This is a genomic window from Pseudomonas sp. FBF18 (assembly GCF_024261405.1).
GTDB classification, from domain to species: Bacteria; Pseudomonadota; Gammaproteobacteria; order Pseudomonadales; family Pseudomonadaceae; genus Aquipseudomonas; species Aquipseudomonas palmensis.
Window position 1 is genome coordinate 1 of sequence record NZ_QKRS01000012.1, and the last position, 18,848, is coordinate 18,848.

Sequence of the window (18,848 nt, forward strand, 5' to 3'; positions counted from 1 at the left end):
CGCAAAACAAAGCAAACCCAGCCCTTCTCTATATAGGAAGGGCGGCTTACGCCGCCCTCTCTTTATTCAGCCTTCAGACTGATACGTGCAAACGCCTTCTTGCCTGCCTGACACACATGGGTGGAGCCCAGCTCGAAGACGAAGCCACGATCAACGACCTCACCATCGACCTTCACGCTTCCTGCCGCCAGCAGATCACGGGCTGCCGCCGAGTTTTTGACCAGGCCCGCCTTGTTCAGCACAGCAGAAATCGGCATGGCCTCGGCAGCCAGCACGTCGATCTGCGGCAGGTCCTCCGGCAGCTCGCCATCCTTCATGCGATTACCCGCTGCGCGGTGGGCATTGGCCGCAGCCTCCTCACCATGGAAGCGGGCCACGATCTCTTCAGCCAGCTTGATCTTGATATCCCGCGGGTTGGCACCAGCGGCCACTTCAGCACGGAACCCATCGATCTCTTCCATGGAGCGAAAGCTCAGCAGCTCGAAGTAACGCCACATCAACGTATCAGGGATCGACACCAGCTTGCTGTACATCACCCCTGGTGCTTCCTGGATACCTACATAGTTACCCAGCGACTTGGACATCTTCTTCACGCCATCCAGCCCTTCGAGCAACGGCATGGTGACGATGTTCTGCGCCTCCTGGCCGTAGCCACGCTGCAGCTCGCGCCCCATCAGCAGGTTGAACTTCTGGTCGGTACCGCCCAGCTCGACATCGGCCTTCAGCGCCACCGAGTCATAGCCCTGCACAAGCGGGTAGAGGAACTCGTGAATCGCGATCGGCTGATTGCTGGTATAGCGCTTGTCGAAGTCGTCGCGCTCGAGCATGCGCGCCACAGTGTACTGTGAAGCCAGGCGAATGAAGTCGGCCGGGGTCAGCGCATCCATCCAGGTAGAGTTGAACGCAACCTCGGTCTTGGCCGGATCAAGAATCTTGAACACCTGCTGCTTGTAGGTCTCGGCGTTCTCCAGCACCTGCTCGCGGGTCAACGGCGGGCGTGTTGCGCTCTTGCCGCTCGGGTCACCGATCATGCCGGTGAAGTCGCCGATCAGGAAGATCACCTGATGCCCCAGTTCCTGGAACTGGCGCAGCTTGTTAATAAGGACGGTGTGCCCCAGGTGCAGATCCGGCGCAGTCGGGTCGAAACCCGCCTTGATCCGCAGCGGTTGCCCGCGCTTGAGCTTCTCGACCAGTTCGGCCTCGACCAGTACCTCTTCCGCACCACGCTTGATCAGCGCTAGCTGCTCTTCAACCGACTTCATAACAGACCCGCAAGGCTCAGATTCAAAGGGCCCCAACCATACAAGATCAGCCATCAAATACAAGTTTTTGCCCCGGATGTGACCGCACACCCGACTGATGACGTCTGCGCGCTTGCGCTGAAGGGGATTTGGTTATATTTTATACAGTTATTTCATCTTCATCATGTCATTCATCTTTTCCAATCCATCTTTTTCAAAGTCAATCTACCTATGACCAACGAACCGACTAAAGCGCCTCCGCTTTATCCGAAGAGCCACCTGTTGGCCGCCAGCGGTATCGCCGCCCTGCTCAGCCTGGCCTTGCTGGTGTTCCCCTCCAGCGAGGTCGAAGCCAAGAAAACCACCCTTAACCTCGAGCTGGAATCCCCTGCCGAGCAGCTGAAGCAACAGGAAACCACCCAGGCCGACGTCCGCGAAGAAACCACCGCCTCGCCGTTCGCCCAGATTGACACTGCCCCCGCGCCCACCGAAGAAACCGCCAAGACCGAACCCACCCCAACTGCCGAACCCGCCAAGGATCCAAGCCACCGCGAAGTCACCGTGGCCCGTGGCGACACCCTGTCGACACTGTTCGCCAAGGTCGGCCTGCCGGCCAATGTGGTGCACGAGGTGCTTGCCAGCAACAAGCAGGCCAAGCAATTCAGCCAGCTCAAGCATGGCCAGGTACTGGAAATCGAACTGGACAAGGACGGCCAACTGGCCAGCCTGCACAGCAAGGTCAGCGATCTCGAGACCATCCGCCTGACCAAGGGCGACAAGGGCTATGCCTTCAACCGTGAAATCACCAAGCCTGTGGTTCGCTCGGCCTACGTGCACGGCGTCATCAAGAGTTCGCTGTCGGCTTCCGCGCAGCGTGCCGGCCTGAACCATTCGCTGACCATGGACATGGCCCGCATCTTCGGCTACGACATCGACTTCGCCCAGGACATCCGCCAGGGTGACGAATTCGACGTGATCTACGAACAGAAAGTGGTCAATGGCAAGGTGGTCGGCAACGGCAACATCCTGTCGGCACGCTTCACCAACCGCGGCAAGAGCTTCACTGCGGTGCGCTATACCAACAAGCAGGGCAACACCAGCTACTACACCGCCGACGGCAATAGCATGCGCAAGGCGTTCATTCGTACCCCGGTGGACTTCGCCCGCATCAGCTCGCGCTTCTCGGCAGGTCGCAAGCACCCTATCCTGAACAAGATCCGCGCCCACAAGGGCGTCGACTATGCAGCGCCGCGCGGCACGCCGATCAAGGCCGCCGGTGACGGCAAGGTACTGCTGGCCGGTCGTCGTGGAGGCTACGGCAACACCGTGATCATCAAGCACGGCAATACCTACCAGACCCTGTACGGGCACATGCAGGGCTTCGCCAAGGGCATCAAGACCGGCGGCACGGTCAAGCAGGGCCAGGTGATCGGCTACATCGGCACCACGGGGCTGTCCACCGGGCCGCACCTGCACTACGAGTTCCAGGTCAATGGCGTGCACGTCGACCCGCTCGGACAGAAACTGCCAATGGCCGATCCGATCGCCAAGGCTGAACGCCAGCGCTTCCTGCAGCAAAGCCAGCCGCTGATGGCGCGCATGGAACAAGAGAAGGCCACCATGCTGGCCTCGGCCAAGCGCTAAGCCATGGCCCTGTATCTGGGAGTGATGTCCGGCACCAGCCTCGATGGCCTGGACATCGCCTTGATCAGACAGGAGCAGCGTCTCACGCTGCTCGCTACCCATTACATTCCGATGCCCCAGGCGCTGCGCGACGACTTGCTCGCGCTGTGCGCCAGCGGCCCCGACGAAATTGCCCGCGCCGCCCTGGCCGAGGCTGCCTGGGTGAGACTGGCCGCCGAGGGCATTCAGCAATTGCTGGCCGAACAGCACCTGCAGCCTGCAGATATCCGCGCTATTGGCAGCCACGGACAGACCATTCGCCACGAGCCTGCCCAGGGCTTCACCGTGCAGATCGGAAACCCGGCGCTGCTGGCAGAGCTGACCGGGATTACAGTGGTCAGCGATTTTCGCCGCCGCGACGTGGCTGCCGGCGGCCAGGGGGCCCCCTTGGTGCCGGCCTTTCACGAAGCGCTGTTCGACAATCAGGGCGAGCGCCTGGCAGTACTCAACGTCGGCGGCTTCAGCAACCTGAGCCTGATCGAGACCGGCAAGCCGGTCAGCGGCTTCGACTGTGGCCCGGGCAACGTACTGCTGGATGCCTGGATCAACGAGAAACAAGGTCACGGCTATGATGCCGACGGCGCCTGGGCGGCCACAGGCCACGTCATCCCCGGGCTGCTCGCCAGCCTGCTCAGCGATCCGTTCTTTGCCGGCACCGGTCCCAAGAGTACCGGCCGCGAGGTGTTCAACCTGACATGGCTGCGCAAGCACCTGGCCGGCCAGCCCCCCGGCAGCGATGCCGACGTGCAGGCCACCCTGCTCGAACTTACCGCCCACAGCATCGTCAGCTCGCTGCAGGCGGCGCAGACAGCCACCCAGGCGCTGCTGGTCTGTGGCGGCGGCGCCCACAACGGCACACTGATGAAGCGTCTGGCCTGCCTGCTGCCCAACGCCCGGGTCAGCAGCACTGCCATCAACGGCGTCGATCCAGACTGGGTGGAAGCCATGGCCTTCGCCTGGCTGGCACACTGCTGCCTGGAGGGCATCGCCGCCAACCGCCCCAGTGTTACTGGCGCCAAGGGCCTGCGCGTTCTGGGCGCGATCTACCCCGCCTGAACGCACACAGCAAAACGCCGCGCAGAGGCGCGGCGTCAGCAGTACTGCCTGTAACTCAGATCGAGAACGAAGAGCCGCAACCGCAGGTGGTGGTGGCGTTCGGGTTCTTGATGACGAAACGCGAACCTTCCAGACCTTCCTGGTAGTCCACTTCCGCGCCCGCCAGGTACTGGAAGCTCATCGGGTCGACCACCAGGGCAACACCCTCGCGCTCGACGATGGTGTCGTCTTCAGCCACATCTTCGTCGAAGGTGAAGCCGTACTGGAAGCCCGAGCAACCGCCACCGGTCACGAACACGCGCAATTTGAGGCGATCATTGCCCTCTTCATCGACCAGGGTCTTCACCTTGTGCGCGGCACCCTGCGTGAATTGCAAAATCGTGGGGGTGAAGGATTCGACGCTCATGCTGACTTTCTCCCGGCGCTGTTGCCGCCTTAATGCGTGATGACGCGCATTATCCGCTTCTCCGAGAAAATCGGTCAACAATAGAAGCAGCGGCAGGCCGCAAGCGACAAGCGGCAAATGCCGCCCTATGCCCGCTTGCAGCCCGCCAGTTGCGCCTTAAGGCAGCAGCCCGGCGTGGGACAGGCTCATACGCTCGTCCAGACCGAACAGAATGTTCAGGTTCTGTACCGCCTGGCCCGATGCCCCCTTCACGAGGTTGTCGATTACCGACAACACCACCACCAGATCACCCCCTTGCGGGCGATGCACGGCAATGCGGCATACGTTGGCCCCGCGCACGCTGCGGGTTTCCGGGTGGCTGCCGGCTGGCATCACGTCGACGAACGGCTCATTGGCGTAGCGTTTTTCGAACAGCGCCTGCAGGTCGACCGAGGTGTCGGCGACGGTGGCATACAACGTCGAATGAATACCGCGGATCATCGGCGTCAGGTGAGGCACGAACGTCAGGCCGACATCACCACCGGCTGCCCGGCGCAGGCCCTGACGGATCTCGGGCAGATGACGGTGGCCTTTCACCGCGTAGGCCTTCATGCTTTCACCGGCTTCACAGAACAGCGAGCCAACGCTGGCACCGCGGCCTGCACCACTGACCCCAGACTTGCAGTCGGCAATCAGGCGCGAGGCATCAGCAATGCCCGCTTCCAGCAACGGCAGGAACCCCAGCTGGGTCGCGGTGGGGTAGCAACCCGGCACGGCGATCAGGCGGGCGCTGCGGATCTGCTCGCGGTTCACTTCCGGCAGGCCATACACCGCATCCTTGAGCAGCTCTGGCGCGCCGTGGGGCTGGCCGTACCACTGCGCCCACTCATCGGCGTCCTGCAGTCGGAAGTCGGCCGACAGGTCGATGACCTTGGTGCCGGCTGCCAGCAACTCGCCGGCCAGGGCATGGGCCACGCCGTGCGGGGTGGCGAAGAACACCACGTCACAGGCCGCCAGGGTCTTGGTGTCCGGCACGCTGAAAGCCAGGTTGTCGTAGTGGCCACGCAGGTTCGGGTACATTTCGGCCACCGGCAGGCCCGCTTCGGAACGCGAGGTGATGACTGCCACTTCAGCCTGTGGATGCTGTGCCAACAGACGCAGCAGCTCGACACCGGTGTAACCCGTGCCGCCGACGATACCGACCTTGACCATATACCTGCCCCTTTCAACGAACCGACTGGAAAACCACGGATAATATGGGCCCACAGCCTTGGTAACAACCGTTCGGGTGACGCCTGCACACACAAGCCACTACTATCTGACGACCGTGAACCTGAAGGACTACCTAAAAATGCTGTTTCTCTGGATCAAAGCCCTGCACATCGTCAGTGTCGTCTGCTGGTTTGCCGGCCTGTTCTACCTCCCTCGCCTGTTCGTCTATCACGCCCAGAGCCAGGACACCATCAGCCAGGAACGCTTCGTCACCATGGAGCGCAAGCTGTACCGCGGCATCATGGGCCCGGCAATGATCGCGACTTTCGTGTTCGGCATCTGGCTGCTCAGCCTCAACCCCGACTTCCTCAAGCAGGGCTGGATGCACGCCAAGCTGACCCTGATCATTCTGCTGACCGGCTACCATCACATGTGCGGCGCCAACGTGAAGCGCTTCGCGCGCGGCGAAAACACCCGCAGCCATGTGTACTTCCGCTGGTTCAATGAAGTGCCTGTGGTCATCCTGTTGCTCATCGTCATCCTGGTCGTGGTCAAACCGTTCTGATCCTCCACTCCGAGAGCCCGCCATGTCATTGCCCGCCCTGCTTGAACAACGCCTGCGCCTGCCCGTGGTGGTAGCGCCGATGTTCCTGATTTCCAATCCACAGCTGGTCCTGGCCTGCTGCAGCAATGGCGTGGTGGGCAGCTTCCCGGCGCTCAACCAGCGTGACAGTGCCGGCTTCAGGGCCTGGCTGGAGCAGATAGAGGCGGGCCTGGCCGGGCTCGACAACCCCGCGCCCTATGCGGTGAACCTCATCGTGCACCCCAGCAACCCGCGCCTGCAGGCCGATCTTGCGATCTGTATCGAGCACCGCGTGCCCATCGTCATCACCAGCCTGGGTGCGGCAAAGGAAGTGGTCGATGCCGTCCACGGCTATGGCGGCCTGGTGTTCCATGACGTGACCACCCGGCGCCATGCCGAGAAAGCCGCCGAGGCCGGCGTGGACGGCCTGATCGCCGTGGCGGCGGGCGCCGGTGGTCACGCCGGTACGTGGAGCCCTTTTGCCCTGATTGCCGAAATTCGCCAGTTCTTCGACAAGACGCTGCTGCTGGCAGGCTGCCTGAACCGCGGCCACGAAGTTCTGGCCGCGCAACTGCTGGGCGCGGATCTCGCGTACATGGGCACCCACTTCATTGGCAGTACCGAAAGCCAGGCGCCTGACGCCTACAAACAAATGCTGCTGGATGCCAAGGCAGCCGATATCATCCACACCGCCGCAGTGTCCGGGGTGCCGGCCAGCTTCATGCGTCAGAGCCTGGAAAACGCCGGGTTCGACCTCAACGCTCTGGGCAAGTCGGGCGAAAGCCGGCTCAAGCCACTGGATGACGAGGCCAAGGCCTGGAAGACCGTATGGTCCGCCGGCCAGGGCGTCGGCGCCATCGACAGCCTGGGCACGGTTGATCAACTGATCGCTCGACTCGACCACGAATACCGCCAGGCCCAGGCCGCGGCGATCCAGCTGGGCCAGCACCGGCCTGGCTGAACCACTCTCAACGGCAAAGGAAGCCCGATGCGCGACACCTACATCAACCCCCTTCAACTGAACAACGAAAAGCTCAGGGTCATGAGCGTGCGCGGCCGCATTGGCAGGGTGCGGCTACTGGCCTGGAGCCTGGTGCTGATTGGCGCAGTGTTCGGGACGGTGCTACTGGTCGCACTGATGTCCTCGCTCTCCAAAGACCTGGCCGCCGCCATCGTGCCGATGTTGCTGGCCGCCAAGATCTTCAGCCTGGTGTTCATCGCCCGGCGCATGAACGACCTGGGCTTCAATGGCTGGTACAGCCTGTTGACCCTGATCCCCTACTACATCGGCAACCTGGTGTTCCTGGCCCTGCTGTTGATTCCCGGCAACCCCGCCAGTAATCGTTACGGGCCGCCACCGCCCCCCAACACCAAGGCGGTTATCGTGGTGGCCTCGCTGTGGATACCGTTCATGGCGTGGGGTATCTACATGACTGCCCTCAACGGCTGACCGCAGCCTTTACCTGCTCCAGTCTGTAAACTAGGCGCCAGCCGCACCGCCCCCTGCCGATTGGAGAACTGCATGACCCGTTACGCCATGATCACCGGCGCCTCCAGTGGCCTGGGCCTGGCATTGGCCGAGGCCCTCGCGCGCCGGGGGCGCAACCTGATACTGGTGGCCCGGCAGCGCGACCTGCTGGAAAGCATCGCCCTGGAACTGACCCAGCGCTTCGGCGTGGAAGTGCTGCTGCGCGCCTGCGACCTGGGCGAGCCATTGCGCCTGTCCGGCTTTCTGCTGGAGCTCGAGGAAGGCGACAGACAGATCGACCTGCTGGTCAACTGCGCCGGCATCCGCACCTACGGGCACTTCCTGGCCCAGGAATGGGGCGACGAGCAGGACATCATCGAGGTCAACATCCTCGCCCTCACCCGCCTGTGCCATGCGCTGGGCAACGCGATGGCGGTGCAGGGTGGCGGGCAGATCCTCAATGTCGCGTCGCTGGCCGCCTTCGCCCCCGGCCCCTGGATGACCACCTATGCGGCGAGCAAGGCTTATGTGCTGCATTTTTCCGAAGGCCTGCGCGAGGAACTCAAGCAGACCGGTATCAAGGTTTCGGTGTTATGCCCCGGCCCGGTTCGATCGCCGCTGCGGCGCATCCCCCGGCTGGACAACGGCAACCGCTGCATGAGCCCCGAGGAAGTGGCCCTGTACACCGTGCGGGCACTGGAAAAGAACCGCGCACTGATCATCCCCGGTCGGCGCAACCGCTGGCTGGCCGCCAGCCCGCGTTGGCTGTCGCGCTGGCTTGCGCGCAAGCTGGCCGGTGCAATCAACCGGGCCTACTGCCCACGCTGAAGCGAATCGGCACTGGGCGAGCAAGCGGTGCCTGAGTACACTCAAGCCCGAACCCCACCATGGAGCAAGCGTTGTGGAAACTCTGTTCACCAAGATCATCAACCGGGAGATTCCGGCCAGGATCATCTACGAGGACGACCAGGTTCTGGCCTTCCACGATATCGCCCCCCAGGCGCCGGTGCACTTTCTGGTCATCCCGAAAAAGCCGATCCGCACCCTCAACGACCTCACCGAAGAAGACAAAGGTCTGGCCGGTCATATCCTGTTCACCGCCCAGCGACTGGCCAAGGAACTGGGTTGCGAGGACGGTTTCCGCGTGGTGATGAACTGCAACGAGCAGGGTGGGCAGACCGTCTACCACATCCACATGCACGTGCTCGGCCAGCGCCAGATGACCTGGCCGCCGGGCTGATCCAACGCAAGCCCTGTCATCTGGATTGGGTTAAACTGTCGGGCACATTCTTGCGGAGGTGCCCGATGGCTACCGAACGTCACTATTCGCCGCTCGACCGCTTGTTGCTGCAGGCCGATACCGCCATGCGCACCTTGCTCCCCTTCAGCGGCCAACCGTCCCGCCCGTCGCCTGCGATCATCCAGCCAGACGCCGACCTGAGCGACGACCAGACCCGCCACGTCGCCGGCCTGATGCGCATCAACCACACCGGTGAAGTCTGTGCCCAGGCGCTGTACCAGGGCCAGGCACTGACTGCCAAGCTGCCGCAGGTACGCAAGGCGATGGAACATGCCGCCGAGGAAGAAATCGACCACCTGGCCTGGTGCGAGCAACGCATCCGCCAACTGGGCAGCCACCCGAGCGTTCTCAACCCGCTGTTCTATGGCATGTCGTTCGGCATCGGCGCTGTCGCCGGCCTGATCAGCGACAAGGTCAGCCTCGGTTTCGTCGCAGCCACCGAGCACCAGGTGTGCAAGCACCTGGACGAGCACCTGGAACAGATCCCGGCCGAGGACGAAAAGTCCCGCGCAATCCTCGAACAGATGCGCGTTGATGAAGAGCAGCACGCCGAGTCGGCACTGGATGCCGGCGGCTTTCGCTTCCCCGCACCGGTCAAGTTCGGCATGAGCCTGATGGCCAAGGTCATGACCAAGAGCACCTATCGAATCTGATGGAACACTTCGATGCCAGGGACCTGGCCCGCGCCGTCGATGCCGGCGTACTGAACCCGGGCCAGGACAAGGCCCTGCTTGAATTCCTCAAGCGCCAGCCCGCACAACGGCCCAGCTTCCAGCTGGCCCATGTCGCGTTCTACTTCGGCGCCCTGCTGATCATGGGGGCCATGGGCTGGCTGCTGAGCGAGGCCTGGATGCGCATCGGCGACAGCGCACTGTTGCTGATCGCGTTGGCCTACATGGCCGTGTTGACTGGCGGTGGCCTGGCACTTCAGCGCCGCGGCCAGCGTATTCCCGCCGGTCTGCTGGCAGCGGTGGCGGTCAGCATCGTACCGCTGGCGGTGTTCGCCCTCGAGCGCCTTACCGGCTTCTGGCCCCTGGACGATACCCAGACTCACTACCACAGCTACTACACCTACGTGCAGGGCGGCTGGCTGCTGATGGAAGCGGCCACCGTGATCGCCGGCCTGCTGATGCTGCGCCTGATCCCCTTCCCGTTCATCGTGATGCCCATCGCCGTGGCGCTGTGGTTCATGTCGATGGACCTGACCGAGTGGATCTACGGCGAGCCGTTCAACTGGGCGCAACGCCAGAAGGTTTCGCTTTGGTTCGGCCTCGGCCTGTTGCTGGTGTTCCTCGGCATCGATGGCCGAACCCGCGAGGACTATGCGTTCTGGGGTTATCTGGCCGGGCTGCTGGCCTTCTGGGGCGGGCTGACCTCGATGGACAGTGACAGCGAGGTCGGCAAGGCGCTGTACTGCCTGATCAACCTGGGGCTGATGGCGGTCGCCGTGCTGCTGCGCCGGCCATTGTTCATGGTGTTCGGGGCCATGGGCGTTTCGGCCTACCTTGGCTACCTGTCGTATGACGTATTCGCCGACTCGCTGCTGTTCCCGGTAGTGCTGAGCATGATCGGCCTGGGGGTCATCGGCCTTGGCCTGCTCTACCAGAAGCATCGCGAACGCCTGAGTACAAACCTTCGCGCAATGCTGCCGAACGGCCTGCTCGACCTGTTGCCGGGGCTTCGTCGATGAGGGTGCGCCTGCTGCTGATTCGAGCGCTGCAAAGCATGGGGTTGGTGCTGGTGGGCTACCTGTTCATCTTGGCGATGACCGCAAGCCTGCGCGAAACGCCCTTCAGCATGTCGCTGCCCTATCTCGGCGATTCCGACAACAGCGCGCTGGACCTGGCGCTGTTTTGTGTACCCGGAATGCTGCTGTTCGTGTTGCTGGGCAGTATCATCCGCCGGCGCCGCGTATTAGGCGGCGTGTTTGCTGCCATTGCGGCCGTCAGTGCCTGGCTGCTGTGCGAGCTGTTCTCCACCGCGTTCGGCAATACCTGGAGCACAAGCGAAGTACTCGGGCTGCTGGTGCTGAACCTGCACTGGTGGTTGCTGGCGCTGGTACCGGGGCTGATGCTGCTGTTTGCGCTGGAGCGCTTCGCCAGCAAGGCTGGCTCTTGCAAGGGAAGCGGCATCCGCCTGTAGCAGCCCGCGTTACCGGCGAATGGCCACGCGACGATCAACCCAGCTCGACAATCTCGTAGGCGTGGGTGATCTCGACCCCGGCGCGCCCCAGCATGATCGATGCCGAGCAGTACTTCTCGGCCGACAACTCCACCGCGCGCTTGACCTGGGCCTCCTTCAGGCCGCGGCCCTTGACCACAAAGCGCAGATGAATCTTTGTGAACACCTTGGGGTCCTCGTCGGCCCGCTCGGCCTCGAGAAACGCCTCGCAGCTCTCTACCGCCTGGCGCGATTTCTTCAGAATGCTCACCACGTCGAAATTGCTGCAGCCACCCAGGCCCAGCAGGAGCATCTCCATCGGCCGCACGCCCAGGTTGCGCCCACCACTCTCGGGTGGACCATCCATGACCACTACATGGCCACTGCCCGATTCGCCAAGAAACATGGCTTCGCCTGCCCACTGGATACGCGCCTTCATCACCCGGATTCCCTTGCTTTGAAAAAAGGCTGTCAGCTTAGACCTTGCGCGCACGTGCGAAAAGGCTAAGCGTTCGAGTAAATATGCCGATACACCTACAGGCGTCTGATAAGCTGGCGCCAAACTGCTGGCACCCGCGCCCAGCGGTCGACAAGAATGCCCACGCGTCGCGTCTTTCCAGGATTCAGCCATGGTTGCAACAACCCTTCCAGCCAAGATCAAGAACATCGACAAGTTGCTCGCCCACTGCCAGCGTCGCCGCTTTGCAGCCAAGAACAACATCATCTGCGCTGGTGATCGGGCCGATACCCTGTCGTTCATCGTCAAGGGCTCGGTGACCATCCTGATCGAGGACGAGGAAGGCCGCGAGATGATCATCGCCTACCTCAACAGTGGCGATTTTTTCGGTGAGCTGGGCCTGTTCGAACCCATCGGCAAGGAACACCAGCGCAGCGCCTGGGTACGCGCCAAGACCGAATGCGAAGTGGCTGAAATCAGCTACGAGAAATTCCGTGAACTGGCCCGCCAGGACCAGGACATCCTTTACGCCCTGGGCAGCCAGATGGCCCAGCGCCTGCGCAACACCACGCAGAAGGTCGGCGACCTGGCGTTTTTCGACGTGACCGGTCGGGTGGCCCGCTGTCTGCTGGAGCTGTGCAAGCAGCCCGATGCCATGACCCACCCCGACGGCATGCAGATCAAGATCACCCGCCAGGAAATCGGCCGCATCGTCGGCTGCTCGCGAGAGATGGTCGGCCGCGTGCTCAAGGACCTCGAAGAACGTAACCTGGTGCATGTCAAAGGCAAGACCATGGTGGTCTTCGGCACCCGTTAATCGCGCTCGATCGCCGCGATCACCTGCGAGTAGGCCTGTTCCAGGCGCGCCAGCAGCGGTGCCTGGGGCACCACTTCATGCAGGGCGATATGACTGTCGGCGCGGCAGCGCTGCTCAAGCTCGCAACATTCATTGAAGCGATTGACTGCCGCCACCATCGACTCGCGCTCGTTGTCCAGCAGCAAGGCGCCATGCACCAGCACCACCGGGCGCTTGCCGCCCAGGCCCTGACGCCAGCGCTGCGCCGTGCCGACCAGCTTGCGACCATTGAGGTTGACGTTGTAGCGCCCATCGCAGAACGCCCCCTCGATCTCCCCCACCGACGCCAGCCCGCCCCATTCGCGCAGCACCTCGCAAAGCGGCAGGCACAGCCGCTCGTAGGCCTTCTCGATACGACCGTGATCACCCTCGCTGCGCGGCGCCACATACACCAACGCGATATTGATTGTCGCAGCCGACTGCGGCACTGGCTCACCGCCGGTCTCGCGCAGCAGCACCGGCCAGCCAGCAACGGCCAATTCGGTGCAGGCGGCCTCGAAACCTTCCAGCCGGCTCATGCGCCGCGGCATCACCAGCGCGCGGTCCGTCGGCTGCCAGAACAGCAGGCCATGTTGCTTTTCGCCCTTGCACACAGCCGCCAGCAGGTCCTGCTCGGCCTGCAGGCCCGCCTCCACCGTCACCGCAACAGCTTGATCAGTCATCACACCCACCTTGTCGATACAAAAAAGCCGGCAACGCCGGCTTCAGTGTGGATCAGTCCAGGCCTTGCGCCGGGTTGTGCACCACGCGCTCGGGGAAGAACAGGCGCTGCAGTTCCAGCCCCGGGTGCTCGGCACGCATGAACGCTTCGCCCACCAGGAACGAGTAGACCTCGTTGATCTCCATCAGCTCGACGTCTGCCCGATTGAAAATGCCACTTTCGGTGATTGCCAGGCGATCACGCGGGATGCGCGGCAGCAGGTCGAGGGTGGTTTCCAGGCTCACCTCGAAGGTGTGCAGGTTGCGGTTGTTCACGCCCACCAGCGGTGTATCCAGGGTTTTCAGCGCACGCTCCAGCTCGTCGCCGTCGTGCACTTCGACCAATACATCCAGCCCTACGCTCTTCGCCGTGGCCGCCAGCTCGGCCATCTTCACGTCATCCAGTGCCGAGACGATCAGCAGCACGCAATCGGCACCCAGCGCACGGGCCTCGACGATCTGATAAGGATCGATCATGAAGTCCTTGCGGATCACCGGCAACGTGCACGCGGCGCGCGCCTGCTGCAGGTATGCATCGGCGCCCTGGAAGTAATCGATATCGGTAAGCACCGACAGGCAGGTGGCCCCGCCCTTTTCATAACTGACGGCAATGTCGGCCGGCACGAAGTCTTCGCGAATCACGCCCTTGCTCGGCGATGCCTTCTTGATCTCGGCGATCACTGCCGGCTGCTTGCGCTTTGCCTGCTCGATCAGCGCATTGGCGAACCCGCGCGGCGCATCGGCGACGGCCGCCAGGCGCTCGAGTTCAGCCAGGCTGACGCGGGCACTGCGCTCGGCCACTTCCTGAACCTTGCGCGCCAGGATGTTTTCCAGAACCGTCGGTACGCTCACTCTTCATTCTCCTGCTTGAATACCGCGGTAAAGGCGCCCAGCTCTTCGAGCTTTTCTCGCGCCAGCCCGGTGTGCAGTGCATCATGGGCCAGCTCGACGCCTTGCTTGAGGCTCATGGCATGGTCGGCGGCATACAGCGCAGCGCCGGCATTGAGCACGATCATTTCTGCCGCCTTCTGACCGTTTTCGGTCTTGCGGCGCCCCAGGGCATCGCGAATCAACTCCAGCGACGCGGCCGGGCTGTCTACCGCCAGGCCGTGCAGGCTCTGGCTCTTCATGCCCAGGTCTTCGGGCTCTACCCAGTACTCGGTGATTTCGCCGTTCTTCAGTTCCGCAACGAAGGTCGGTGCGGCCAGGCTGAATTCGTCCAGGCCGTCCTTGGAGTGCACCACCAGCACATGCTTGCTGCCCAGGCGTTGCAGCACCTCGGCCAGCGGCCGGCACAATGCCTGGGTGAACACGCCGACCACCTGGTGCCTGACCCCGGCCGGATTCGTAAGCGGGCCGAGCATGTTGAACAGCGTGCGCAGCCCCAGGTCACGACGCGGGGCGGCGGCATATTTCATCGCCTTGTGGTGGGTCTGGGCGAACATGAAGCCGATACCGACGCTGTCGATGCAACGCGCGACCTGCACCGGCGTCAGGTTCAGGTAGATACCGGCGGCCTCGAGCAGGTCGGCGCTGCCGCTCTTGCCCGATACCGCACGGTTGCCGTGCTTGGCCACGGTGCAGCCGGCAGCAGCCACGACAAATGCCGAGGCGGTGGAAACGTTGAAGATATTGGCGCCGTCGCCACCGGTACCTACCACATCGACCACCTGGTCCAGGGTCTGCAGTTGTACCTGGTCGGCGAGCTCGCGCATCACCGATACCGCACCGACGATCTCGTCGATGCTTTCGCTCTTCATGCGCATGCCCATCATGAAGGCGCCGATCTGCGCCTCGCTGCACTGGCCGGTCATGATCTCGCGCATCACATCGCGCATTTCCTCGGTGCTCAGGTCCAGGTGACCGACGATGCGGCCCAGCGCGCTCTTGATATCCATGGTGTCAAATCCTTAGCGGCGGCCGCCGGTCTGCTTGAGGAAGTTGGCGAACAGCTCGTGGCCCTGCTCGGTGAGGATCGACTCGGGGTGGAACTGCACCCCTTCGATGTTCAGTGTCTTGTGACGCAGGCCCATGATCTCGTCGACCGAGCCGTCGTCCAGAGTGGTCCAGGCAGTCACTTCCAGGCACTCGGGCAGCGTTTCGCGCTTGACCACCAGGGAATGGTAGCGGGTCACCGTCAACGGGTTGTTCAAGCCTGCGAACACACCCTGGTCGATGTGCGACACGGGGCTGGTCTTGCCGTGCATCACCTGGCGCGCGCGTACCACATCACCGCCAAAGGCCTGGCCGATGGACTGGTGGCCCAGGCACACGCCCAGGATCGGCAGCTTGCCGGCAAAGTGCAGGATGGCTTGGAGCGATACACCGGCCTCGGTCGGGGTGCACGGGCCAGGGGACACCACAATGCGCTCGGGTTGCAGTGCCTCGATCTGGGCGATGGTCAGTTCGTCATTGCGAATGACCTTGACCTCTGCACCCAGCTCGCCGAAGTACTGCACGACGTTGTAGGTGAAGGAGTCGTAGTTGTCGATCATCAGTAACATCTGGGTCAACCTCTTGAGTCTGGCGACTCTGAATTCTGTGTTGCGCCGCAGCGGCGCCCTTCTCAGCTGAGCGGTGTCTGTTCAGCCAAGGCTACCGCGCGGAACATCGCCCGACGCTTGTTGATGGTTTCTTCCCACTCCAGCGCCGGCACCGAGTCGGCGACGATGCCGCCACCGGCCTGCACATGCAGCTCACCGTCCTTGATCACGGCGGTGCGGATTGCAATGGCGGTATCCATGTTGCCGTTCCAGGCCAGGTAGCCGACGGCGCCGCCGTACACGCCACGCTTGACCGGCTCCAGCTCGTCGATGATTTCCATGGCGCGGATCTTCGGCGCCCCCGACAGGGTACCGGCGGGCAGAATGGCGCGCAGCGCGTCCATCGCGCTCAGGCCCTGCTTGAGCTGGCCGGTGACGTTGGACACGATGTGCATCACGTTGGAGTAACGCTCGATCACCATCTTCTCGGTGACCTTGACCGAACCGGTCTCGGAAACGCGACCGGTGTCGTTGCGGCCCAGGTCGATCAGCATCAGGTGCTCGGCGATCTCCTTGGCGTCCGACAGCAGGTCCTGCTCCAGCGCTCGGTCGGCCTCCTCGTTGGCACCACGCGGCCGGGTGCCGGCGATCGGGCGCACGGTGACCAGGTTGTCTTCGACCCGCACCAGCACTTCCGGCGAGCTGCCCACCACATGGAAGTCGCCGAAGTTGAAGAAGTACATGTACGGCGTGGGGTTGAAGCAGCGCAACGCGCGGTACAGGTCGATGGGCGCGGCCTTGAAGTCGATGGACATGCGCTGCGAGGGCACCACCTGCATGCAGTCGCCGGCCAGGATGTACTCCTTGACGGTATCGACGGCGCGTTCGTAGTCGGCCTGGGTGAAGCTTGAACGAAACTCCGGCTCAGCAGCCAGAGGGCCGCCCAGGGCCAGGCCGCGACGCGGGGCGATCGGCTGGCGCAGTTGTTCGAGCAGTTCTTCAAGACGCGCCAGGCCATTTTCGTAGGCGTTGTCCTGGGCGGGGTCGGCCAGCACGATGGCGTGCATCTTGCCGGCCAGGTTGTCGAACACCACCACGGCGTCCGACACCATCAGCAGGATGTCCGGCACGCCCAGCGGATCGGGATTAGGGCACTTGCCCAGGCGCTTCTCTACATAGCGCACGCAGTCGTAGCCGAAATACCCCACCAGGCCACCGTTGAAGCGCGGCAGGCCGTCGATGGTCGGTACGTTGTAGCGTTCCTTGAACGTCTCGACGAAGGCCAGCGGGTCTTCGACTTCATGCTGTTCGATCTCGACACCGTCATGGGTGATGCGCACCTGATGGTCATGTACGCGCAACACGGTGCGACATGGCAGGCCGATGATCGAATAACGCCCCCACTTCTCGCCGCCCTGCACCGATTCGAGCAGGTAGGAGTTGGGCTGGTCGGCCAGTTTCAGGTAGATCGACAGCGGCGTGTCGAAGTCGGCCAGGGTTTCGCAGGCCAGGGGAATGCGGTTGTAGCCGGCAGCGGCCAGGCGCAGGAATTCTTCGCGGGTCATGATAGCCTCGTGGCAATGGGGCAATAGGTCGTACAGGCAAACGCGCCGGATCAGGCCGGCCAGAAAAAAGTCAGGCGCGCCAACGCCAACGGGCCAGGGCCTTGATGACTTTCATCCAGAGTTTGCCGGGTGCCACCACGATGGAATCTCTATCAGGGGGGGATTGATCGTCCGACATTAGCTCAGTGGCCGAATCTAAGCAACCAGGCAGCAGCGCGCGCAGGTCATCGATCACCAGCGCGGGCGACTCCTCGCTGATCGGGCGGCCATGGTTGTAGCCGTAGCTGAGCGCCACGCATTGCACCCCTGCCGCCCGGGACGCCAGCACATCACTGCGCGAGTCGCCCACGAACAGCGCCTGGGCCGGCGCCACGTTGGCCATCTGCATCACGAACAGCAATGCGGCGGGGTCGGGTTTCTTCTGCGGCAGGGTGTCGCCGCCGATGATCCAGCGAAAGTATCGCCCGATCTTCATCTGGTCCAGCAAGGGGGCGACGAAGCGCTCCGGCTTGTTGGTGATCAGGGCCATTTCCACGCCCTGCTTGTGCAGCCACTTGAGGGTGTCACGCACGCCGGGGTAGACCACCGTCAATTCATGGTTGTCGGCATAGGCCTGCATGAACAGCTCGAGCCCGCGCGCGGCCTCATCGTCGTCCACCCCGGCATGCTCGATGCTGCCGGCCAGGGCGCGGCGCACCAGCACCTGCACACCATTACCGACCCATTCGCGCACGGCGGCGACACCGGCGGGCTGGCGCCCCATTTCGAGCAGCATGTGATCCACGGCGGCCGCCAGGTCCGGCACCGAATCGATCAGGGTGCCATCCAGGTCGAACATCACCAGCTTGGGCAGGCCCCCGGGGAACAGCTGCTCGAAGCCGCTCATGGGCGGGCCAGGGCCAGTTCGGCGTGCATCCTGGCGATCACCTCTTTGTAGTCCGGGGCATTGAAGATCGCCGAGCCGGCCACGAAGGTGTCGGCGCCAGCAGCGGCGATTTCACGGATATTGTTGACGTTGACCCCACCGTCGATCTCCAGGCGGATATCACGCCCGCTGGCATCGATCAGTGCGCGGGCTTCGCGCAGCTTGTCGAGGGTGGCCGGAATGAACTTCTGGCCGCCAAAGCCCGGGTTGACGCTCATGAGCAGGATCATGTCGACCTTGTCCATCACGTACTTGAGCGCATCCAGCGAGGCAGCCGGGTTGAACACAAGGCCCGCCTTGCAGCCGCCGTCACGGATCAGCTGCAGCGAGCGATCGACGTGCAGGGTGGCGTCGGGGTGGAAGGTGATGTAGGTGGCGCCGGCTTCGATGAAGTCGCCGATGATGCGGTCCACCGGGGTGACCATCAGGTGTGCGTCGATCGGCGCGGTCACGCCGTACTTGCGCAGGGCGCTGCACACCATCGGACCGATGGTCAGGTTGGGAACGTAGTGGTTGTCCATCACGTCGAAGTGGACGATGTCGGCGCCGGCTTCGAGCACCTTGTCGACTTCTTCGCCCAGGCGGGCAAAGTCGGCTGAGAGGATGGAGGGGGCAATAGCGTAGGGCTGCATGGCGCACCTGTTGGGCAGAATCACGGTGGCGCGCATTGTACCTCAGGCAAACCGTCAGGGGCTGACTGGCATCAAGCCTGGATCAGGATCGGTGGTGCCCACTTCGCCGGCAAGGCCGGTTCCTACAGGAGCCAGCCCCGCCG

At 63.2% G+C, this 18,848-nt stretch carries 22 protein-coding genes; 11 read left to right on the forward strand and 11 right to left on the reverse strand.

Annotated elements, in window-relative coordinates; genetic code table 11:
- Positions 1-62 precede the first annotated feature (62 nt).
- Entirely contained in the window at positions 63-1,262 is a 1,200-nt protein-coding gene (gene tyrS / locus DN387_RS18135; RefSeq protein WP_054915947.1) for a tyrosine--tRNA ligase, read from the reverse strand.
- Between the two features lie 210 nt (positions 1,263-1,472).
- Here tyrS and DN387_RS18140 point away from each other — a divergent pair, with 210 nt between their 5' ends.
- The gene (locus tag DN387_RS18140) at positions 1,473-2,885 is read left to right on the forward strand and encodes a peptidoglycan DD-metalloendopeptidase family protein (RefSeq protein ID WP_043859836.1); all 1,413 of its coding nucleotides are present in this window, start codon (positions 1,473-1,475) and stop codon (positions 2,883-2,885) included.
- Positions 2,886-2,888: 3 nt separating this feature from the next.
- Entirely contained in the window at positions 2,889-3,980 is a 1,092-nt protein-coding gene (locus DN387_RS18145; RefSeq protein WP_043859835.1) for an anhydro-N-acetylmuramic acid kinase, read from the forward strand.
- 55 nt (positions 3,981-4,035) lie between these two features.
- On the opposite strand, the gene erpA is transcribed toward DN387_RS18145, so the two are convergent.
- Entirely contained in the window at positions 4,036-4,386 is a 351-nt protein-coding gene (erpA, locus tag DN387_RS18150; protein ID WP_043859834.1) for an iron-sulfur cluster insertion protein ErpA, read from the reverse strand.
- 156 nt (positions 4,387-4,542) lie between these two features.
- Positions 4,543-5,577 carry an N-acetyl-gamma-glutamyl-phosphate reductase gene (gene argC / locus DN387_RS18155; RefSeq protein WP_236171857.1) on the reverse strand — a complete coding sequence of 345 codons (1,035 nt, stop codon included), beginning with the start codon at positions 5,575-5,577 and terminating at the stop codon, positions 4,543-4,545.
- A gap of 139 nt (positions 5,578-5,716) precedes the next feature.
- On the opposite strand from argC, the gene hemJ reads away from it, so the two are divergent.
- The 8 genes from hemJ to DN387_RS18195 all read left to right on the forward strand — a co-directional run bounded on the left by hemJ (position 5,717) and on the right by DN387_RS18195 (position 11,070).
- Entirely contained in the window at positions 5,717-6,142 is a 426-nt protein-coding gene (hemJ, locus tag DN387_RS18160) for a protoporphyrinogen oxidase HemJ (RefSeq protein WP_043859832.1), read from the forward strand.
- A gap of 22 nt (positions 6,143-6,164) precedes the next feature.
- Positions 6,165-7,121, forward strand: coding sequence for a nitronate monooxygenase family protein (locus tag DN387_RS18165; RefSeq protein WP_054915948.1), 957 nt, complete (start codon positions 6,165-6,167; stop codon positions 7,119-7,121).
- 27 nt (positions 7,122-7,148) lie between these two features.
- Positions 7,149-7,610 carry a DUF805 domain-containing protein gene (locus DN387_RS18170; RefSeq protein WP_052504188.1) on the forward strand — a complete coding sequence of 154 codons (462 nt, stop codon included), beginning with the start codon at positions 7,149-7,151 and terminating at the stop codon, positions 7,608-7,610.
- Between the two features lie 72 nt (positions 7,611-7,682).
- Complete coding sequence (locus DN387_RS18175) at positions 7,683-8,456, forward strand: SDR family oxidoreductase (protein ID WP_043859830.1); 774 nt, start codon at positions 7,683-7,685, stop codon at positions 8,454-8,456.
- Between the two features lie 73 nt (positions 8,457-8,529).
- Positions 8,530-8,868: a histidine triad nucleotide-binding protein gene (locus DN387_RS18180; RefSeq protein ID WP_043859829.1), complete on the forward strand. Its 339-nt coding sequence runs from the start codon at positions 8,530-8,532 to the stop codon at positions 8,866-8,868.
- Between the two features lie 65 nt (positions 8,869-8,933).
- A complete protein-coding gene (gene coq7, locus DN387_RS18185; RefSeq protein WP_054915949.1) occupies positions 8,934-9,581 on the forward strand; it encodes a 2-polyprenyl-3-methyl-6-methoxy-1,4-benzoquinone monooxygenase in 648 nt (215 codons plus the stop codon).
- Positions 9,578-10,618 (forward strand): DUF2157 domain-containing protein, encoded by a 1,041-nt coding sequence (locus DN387_RS18190; protein ID WP_054915950.1) that lies wholly within the window; start codon positions 9,578-9,580, stop codon positions 10,616-10,618. Before coq7 ends, DN387_RS18190 begins: the two co-directional genes overlap by 4 nt.
- A 2-nt stretch (positions 10,619-10,620) precedes the next feature.
- Positions 10,621-11,070, forward strand: coding sequence for a hypothetical protein (locus DN387_RS18195; RefSeq protein WP_236171854.1), 450 nt, complete (start codon positions 10,621-10,623; stop codon positions 11,068-11,070).
- A 34-nt stretch (positions 11,071-11,104) separates the two neighbouring features.
- Here DN387_RS18195 and DN387_RS18200 read toward each other — a convergent pair whose 3' ends face one another.
- Positions 11,105-11,527, reverse strand: coding sequence for an OsmC family protein (locus DN387_RS18200; RefSeq protein WP_043859826.1), 423 nt, complete (start codon positions 11,525-11,527; stop codon positions 11,105-11,107).
- A gap of 190 nt (positions 11,528-11,717) precedes the next feature.
- Here DN387_RS18200 and crp point away from each other — a divergent pair, with 190 nt between their 5' ends.
- The gene (gene crp, locus DN387_RS18205; RefSeq protein WP_043859825.1) at positions 11,718-12,362 is read left to right on the forward strand and encodes a cAMP-activated global transcriptional regulator CRP; all 645 of its coding nucleotides are present in this window, start codon (positions 11,718-11,720) and stop codon (positions 12,360-12,362) included.
- On the opposite strand, the gene DN387_RS18210 is transcribed toward crp, so the two are convergent.
- The 7 genes from DN387_RS18210 to rpe all read right to left on the reverse strand — a co-directional run bounded on the left by DN387_RS18210 (position 12,359) and on the right by rpe (position 18,705).
- Complete coding sequence (locus DN387_RS18210; protein WP_054915952.1) at positions 12,359-13,063, reverse strand: lipoate--protein ligase family protein; 705 nt, start codon at positions 13,061-13,063, stop codon at positions 12,359-12,361. The genes crp and DN387_RS18210 overlap by 4 nt on opposite strands.
- 52 nt (positions 13,064-13,115) lie before the next feature.
- Positions 13,116-13,952, reverse strand: coding sequence for an indole-3-glycerol phosphate synthase TrpC (gene trpC, locus DN387_RS18215; RefSeq protein WP_054915953.1), 837 nt, complete (start codon positions 13,950-13,952; stop codon positions 13,116-13,118).
- Positions 13,949-14,998: an anthranilate phosphoribosyltransferase gene (gene trpD / locus DN387_RS18220; protein ID WP_043863772.1), complete on the reverse strand. Its 1,050-nt coding sequence runs from the start codon at positions 14,996-14,998 to the stop codon at positions 13,949-13,951. Before trpD ends, trpC begins: the two co-directional genes overlap by 4 nt.
- Positions 14,999-15,010: 12 nt before the next feature.
- Positions 15,011-15,604: an aminodeoxychorismate/anthranilate synthase component II gene (locus DN387_RS18225; RefSeq protein WP_043863771.1), complete on the reverse strand. Its 594-nt coding sequence runs from the start codon at positions 15,602-15,604 to the stop codon at positions 15,011-15,013.
- Between the two features lie 62 nt (positions 15,605-15,666).
- Positions 15,667-17,148 carry an anthranilate synthase component I gene (gene trpE / locus DN387_RS18230; RefSeq protein WP_043863770.1) on the reverse strand — a complete coding sequence of 494 codons (1,482 nt, stop codon included), beginning with the start codon at positions 17,146-17,148 and terminating at the stop codon, positions 15,667-15,669.
- Between the two features lie 70 nt (positions 17,149-17,218).
- Entirely contained in the window at positions 17,219-18,034 is an 816-nt protein-coding gene (locus DN387_RS18235; RefSeq protein WP_043863769.1) for a phosphoglycolate phosphatase, read from the reverse strand.
- Positions 18,031-18,705, reverse strand: coding sequence for a ribulose-phosphate 3-epimerase (gene rpe, locus DN387_RS18240; protein ID WP_043863783.1), 675 nt, complete (start codon positions 18,703-18,705; stop codon positions 18,031-18,033). The genes DN387_RS18235 and rpe overlap by 4 nt, the downstream gene beginning before the upstream one ends.
- Positions 18,706-18,848 lie beyond the last annotated feature (143 nt).

Excerpts from the sequence above, each read along its gene's own strand:
- tyrS (WP_054915947.1), bottom strand. The coding sequence starts at position 1,262 with ATGAAGTCGGTTGAAGAGCAGCTAGCGCTGATCAAGCGTGGTGCGGAA.
- DN387_RS18140 (WP_043859836.1), top strand. The coding sequence starts at position 1,473 with ATGACCAACGAACCGACTAAAGCGCCTCCGCTTTATCCGAAGAGCCAC.
- DN387_RS18145 (WP_043859835.1), top strand. The coding sequence starts at position 2,889 with ATGGCCCTGTATCTGGGAGTGATGTCCGGCACCAGCCTCGATGGCCTG.
- erpA (WP_043859834.1), bottom strand. The coding sequence starts at position 4,386 with ATGAGCGTCGAATCCTTCACCCCCACGATTTTGCAATTCACGCAGGGT.
- argC (WP_236171857.1), bottom strand. The coding sequence starts at position 5,577 with ATGGTCAAGGTCGGTATCGTCGGCGGCACGGGTTACACCGGTGTCGAG.
- hemJ (WP_043859832.1), top strand. The coding sequence starts at position 5,717 with ATGCTGTTTCTCTGGATCAAAGCCCTGCACATCGTCAGTGTCGTCTGC.
- DN387_RS18165 (WP_054915948.1), top strand. The coding sequence starts at position 6,165 with ATGTCATTGCCCGCCCTGCTTGAACAACGCCTGCGCCTGCCCGTGGTG.
- DN387_RS18170 (WP_052504188.1), top strand. The coding sequence starts at position 7,149 with ATGCGCGACACCTACATCAACCCCCTTCAACTGAACAACGAAAAGCTC.
- DN387_RS18175 (WP_043859830.1), top strand. The coding sequence starts at position 7,683 with ATGACCCGTTACGCCATGATCACCGGCGCCTCCAGTGGCCTGGGCCTG.
- coq7 (WP_054915949.1), top strand. The coding sequence starts at position 8,934 with ATGGCTACCGAACGTCACTATTCGCCGCTCGACCGCTTGTTGCTGCAG.
- DN387_RS18200 (WP_043859826.1), bottom strand. The coding sequence starts at position 11,527 with ATGAAGGCGCGTATCCAGTGGGCAGGCGAAGCCATGTTTCTTGGCGAA.
- crp (WP_043859825.1), top strand. The coding sequence starts at position 11,718 with ATGGTTGCAACAACCCTTCCAGCCAAGATCAAGAACATCGACAAGTTG.
- DN387_RS18210 (WP_054915952.1), bottom strand. The coding sequence starts at position 13,063 with ATGACTGATCAAGCTGTTGCGGTGACGGTGGAGGCGGGCCTGCAGGCC.
- trpD (WP_043863772.1), bottom strand. The coding sequence starts at position 14,998 with ATGGATATCAAGAGCGCGCTGGGCCGCATCGTCGGTCACCTGGACCTG.
- DN387_RS18225 (WP_043863771.1), bottom strand. The coding sequence starts at position 15,604 with ATGTTACTGATGATCGACAACTACGACTCCTTCACCTACAACGTCGTG.
- trpE (WP_043863770.1), bottom strand. The coding sequence starts at position 17,148 with ATGACCCGCGAAGAATTCCTGCGCCTGGCCGCTGCCGGCTACAACCGC.
- DN387_RS18235 (WP_043863769.1), bottom strand. The coding sequence starts at position 18,034 with ATGAGCGGCTTCGAGCAGCTGTTCCCCGGGGGCCTGCCCAAGCTGGTG.
- rpe (WP_043863783.1), bottom strand. The coding sequence starts at position 18,705 with ATGCAGCCCTACGCTATTGCCCCCTCCATCCTCTCAGCCGACTTTGCC.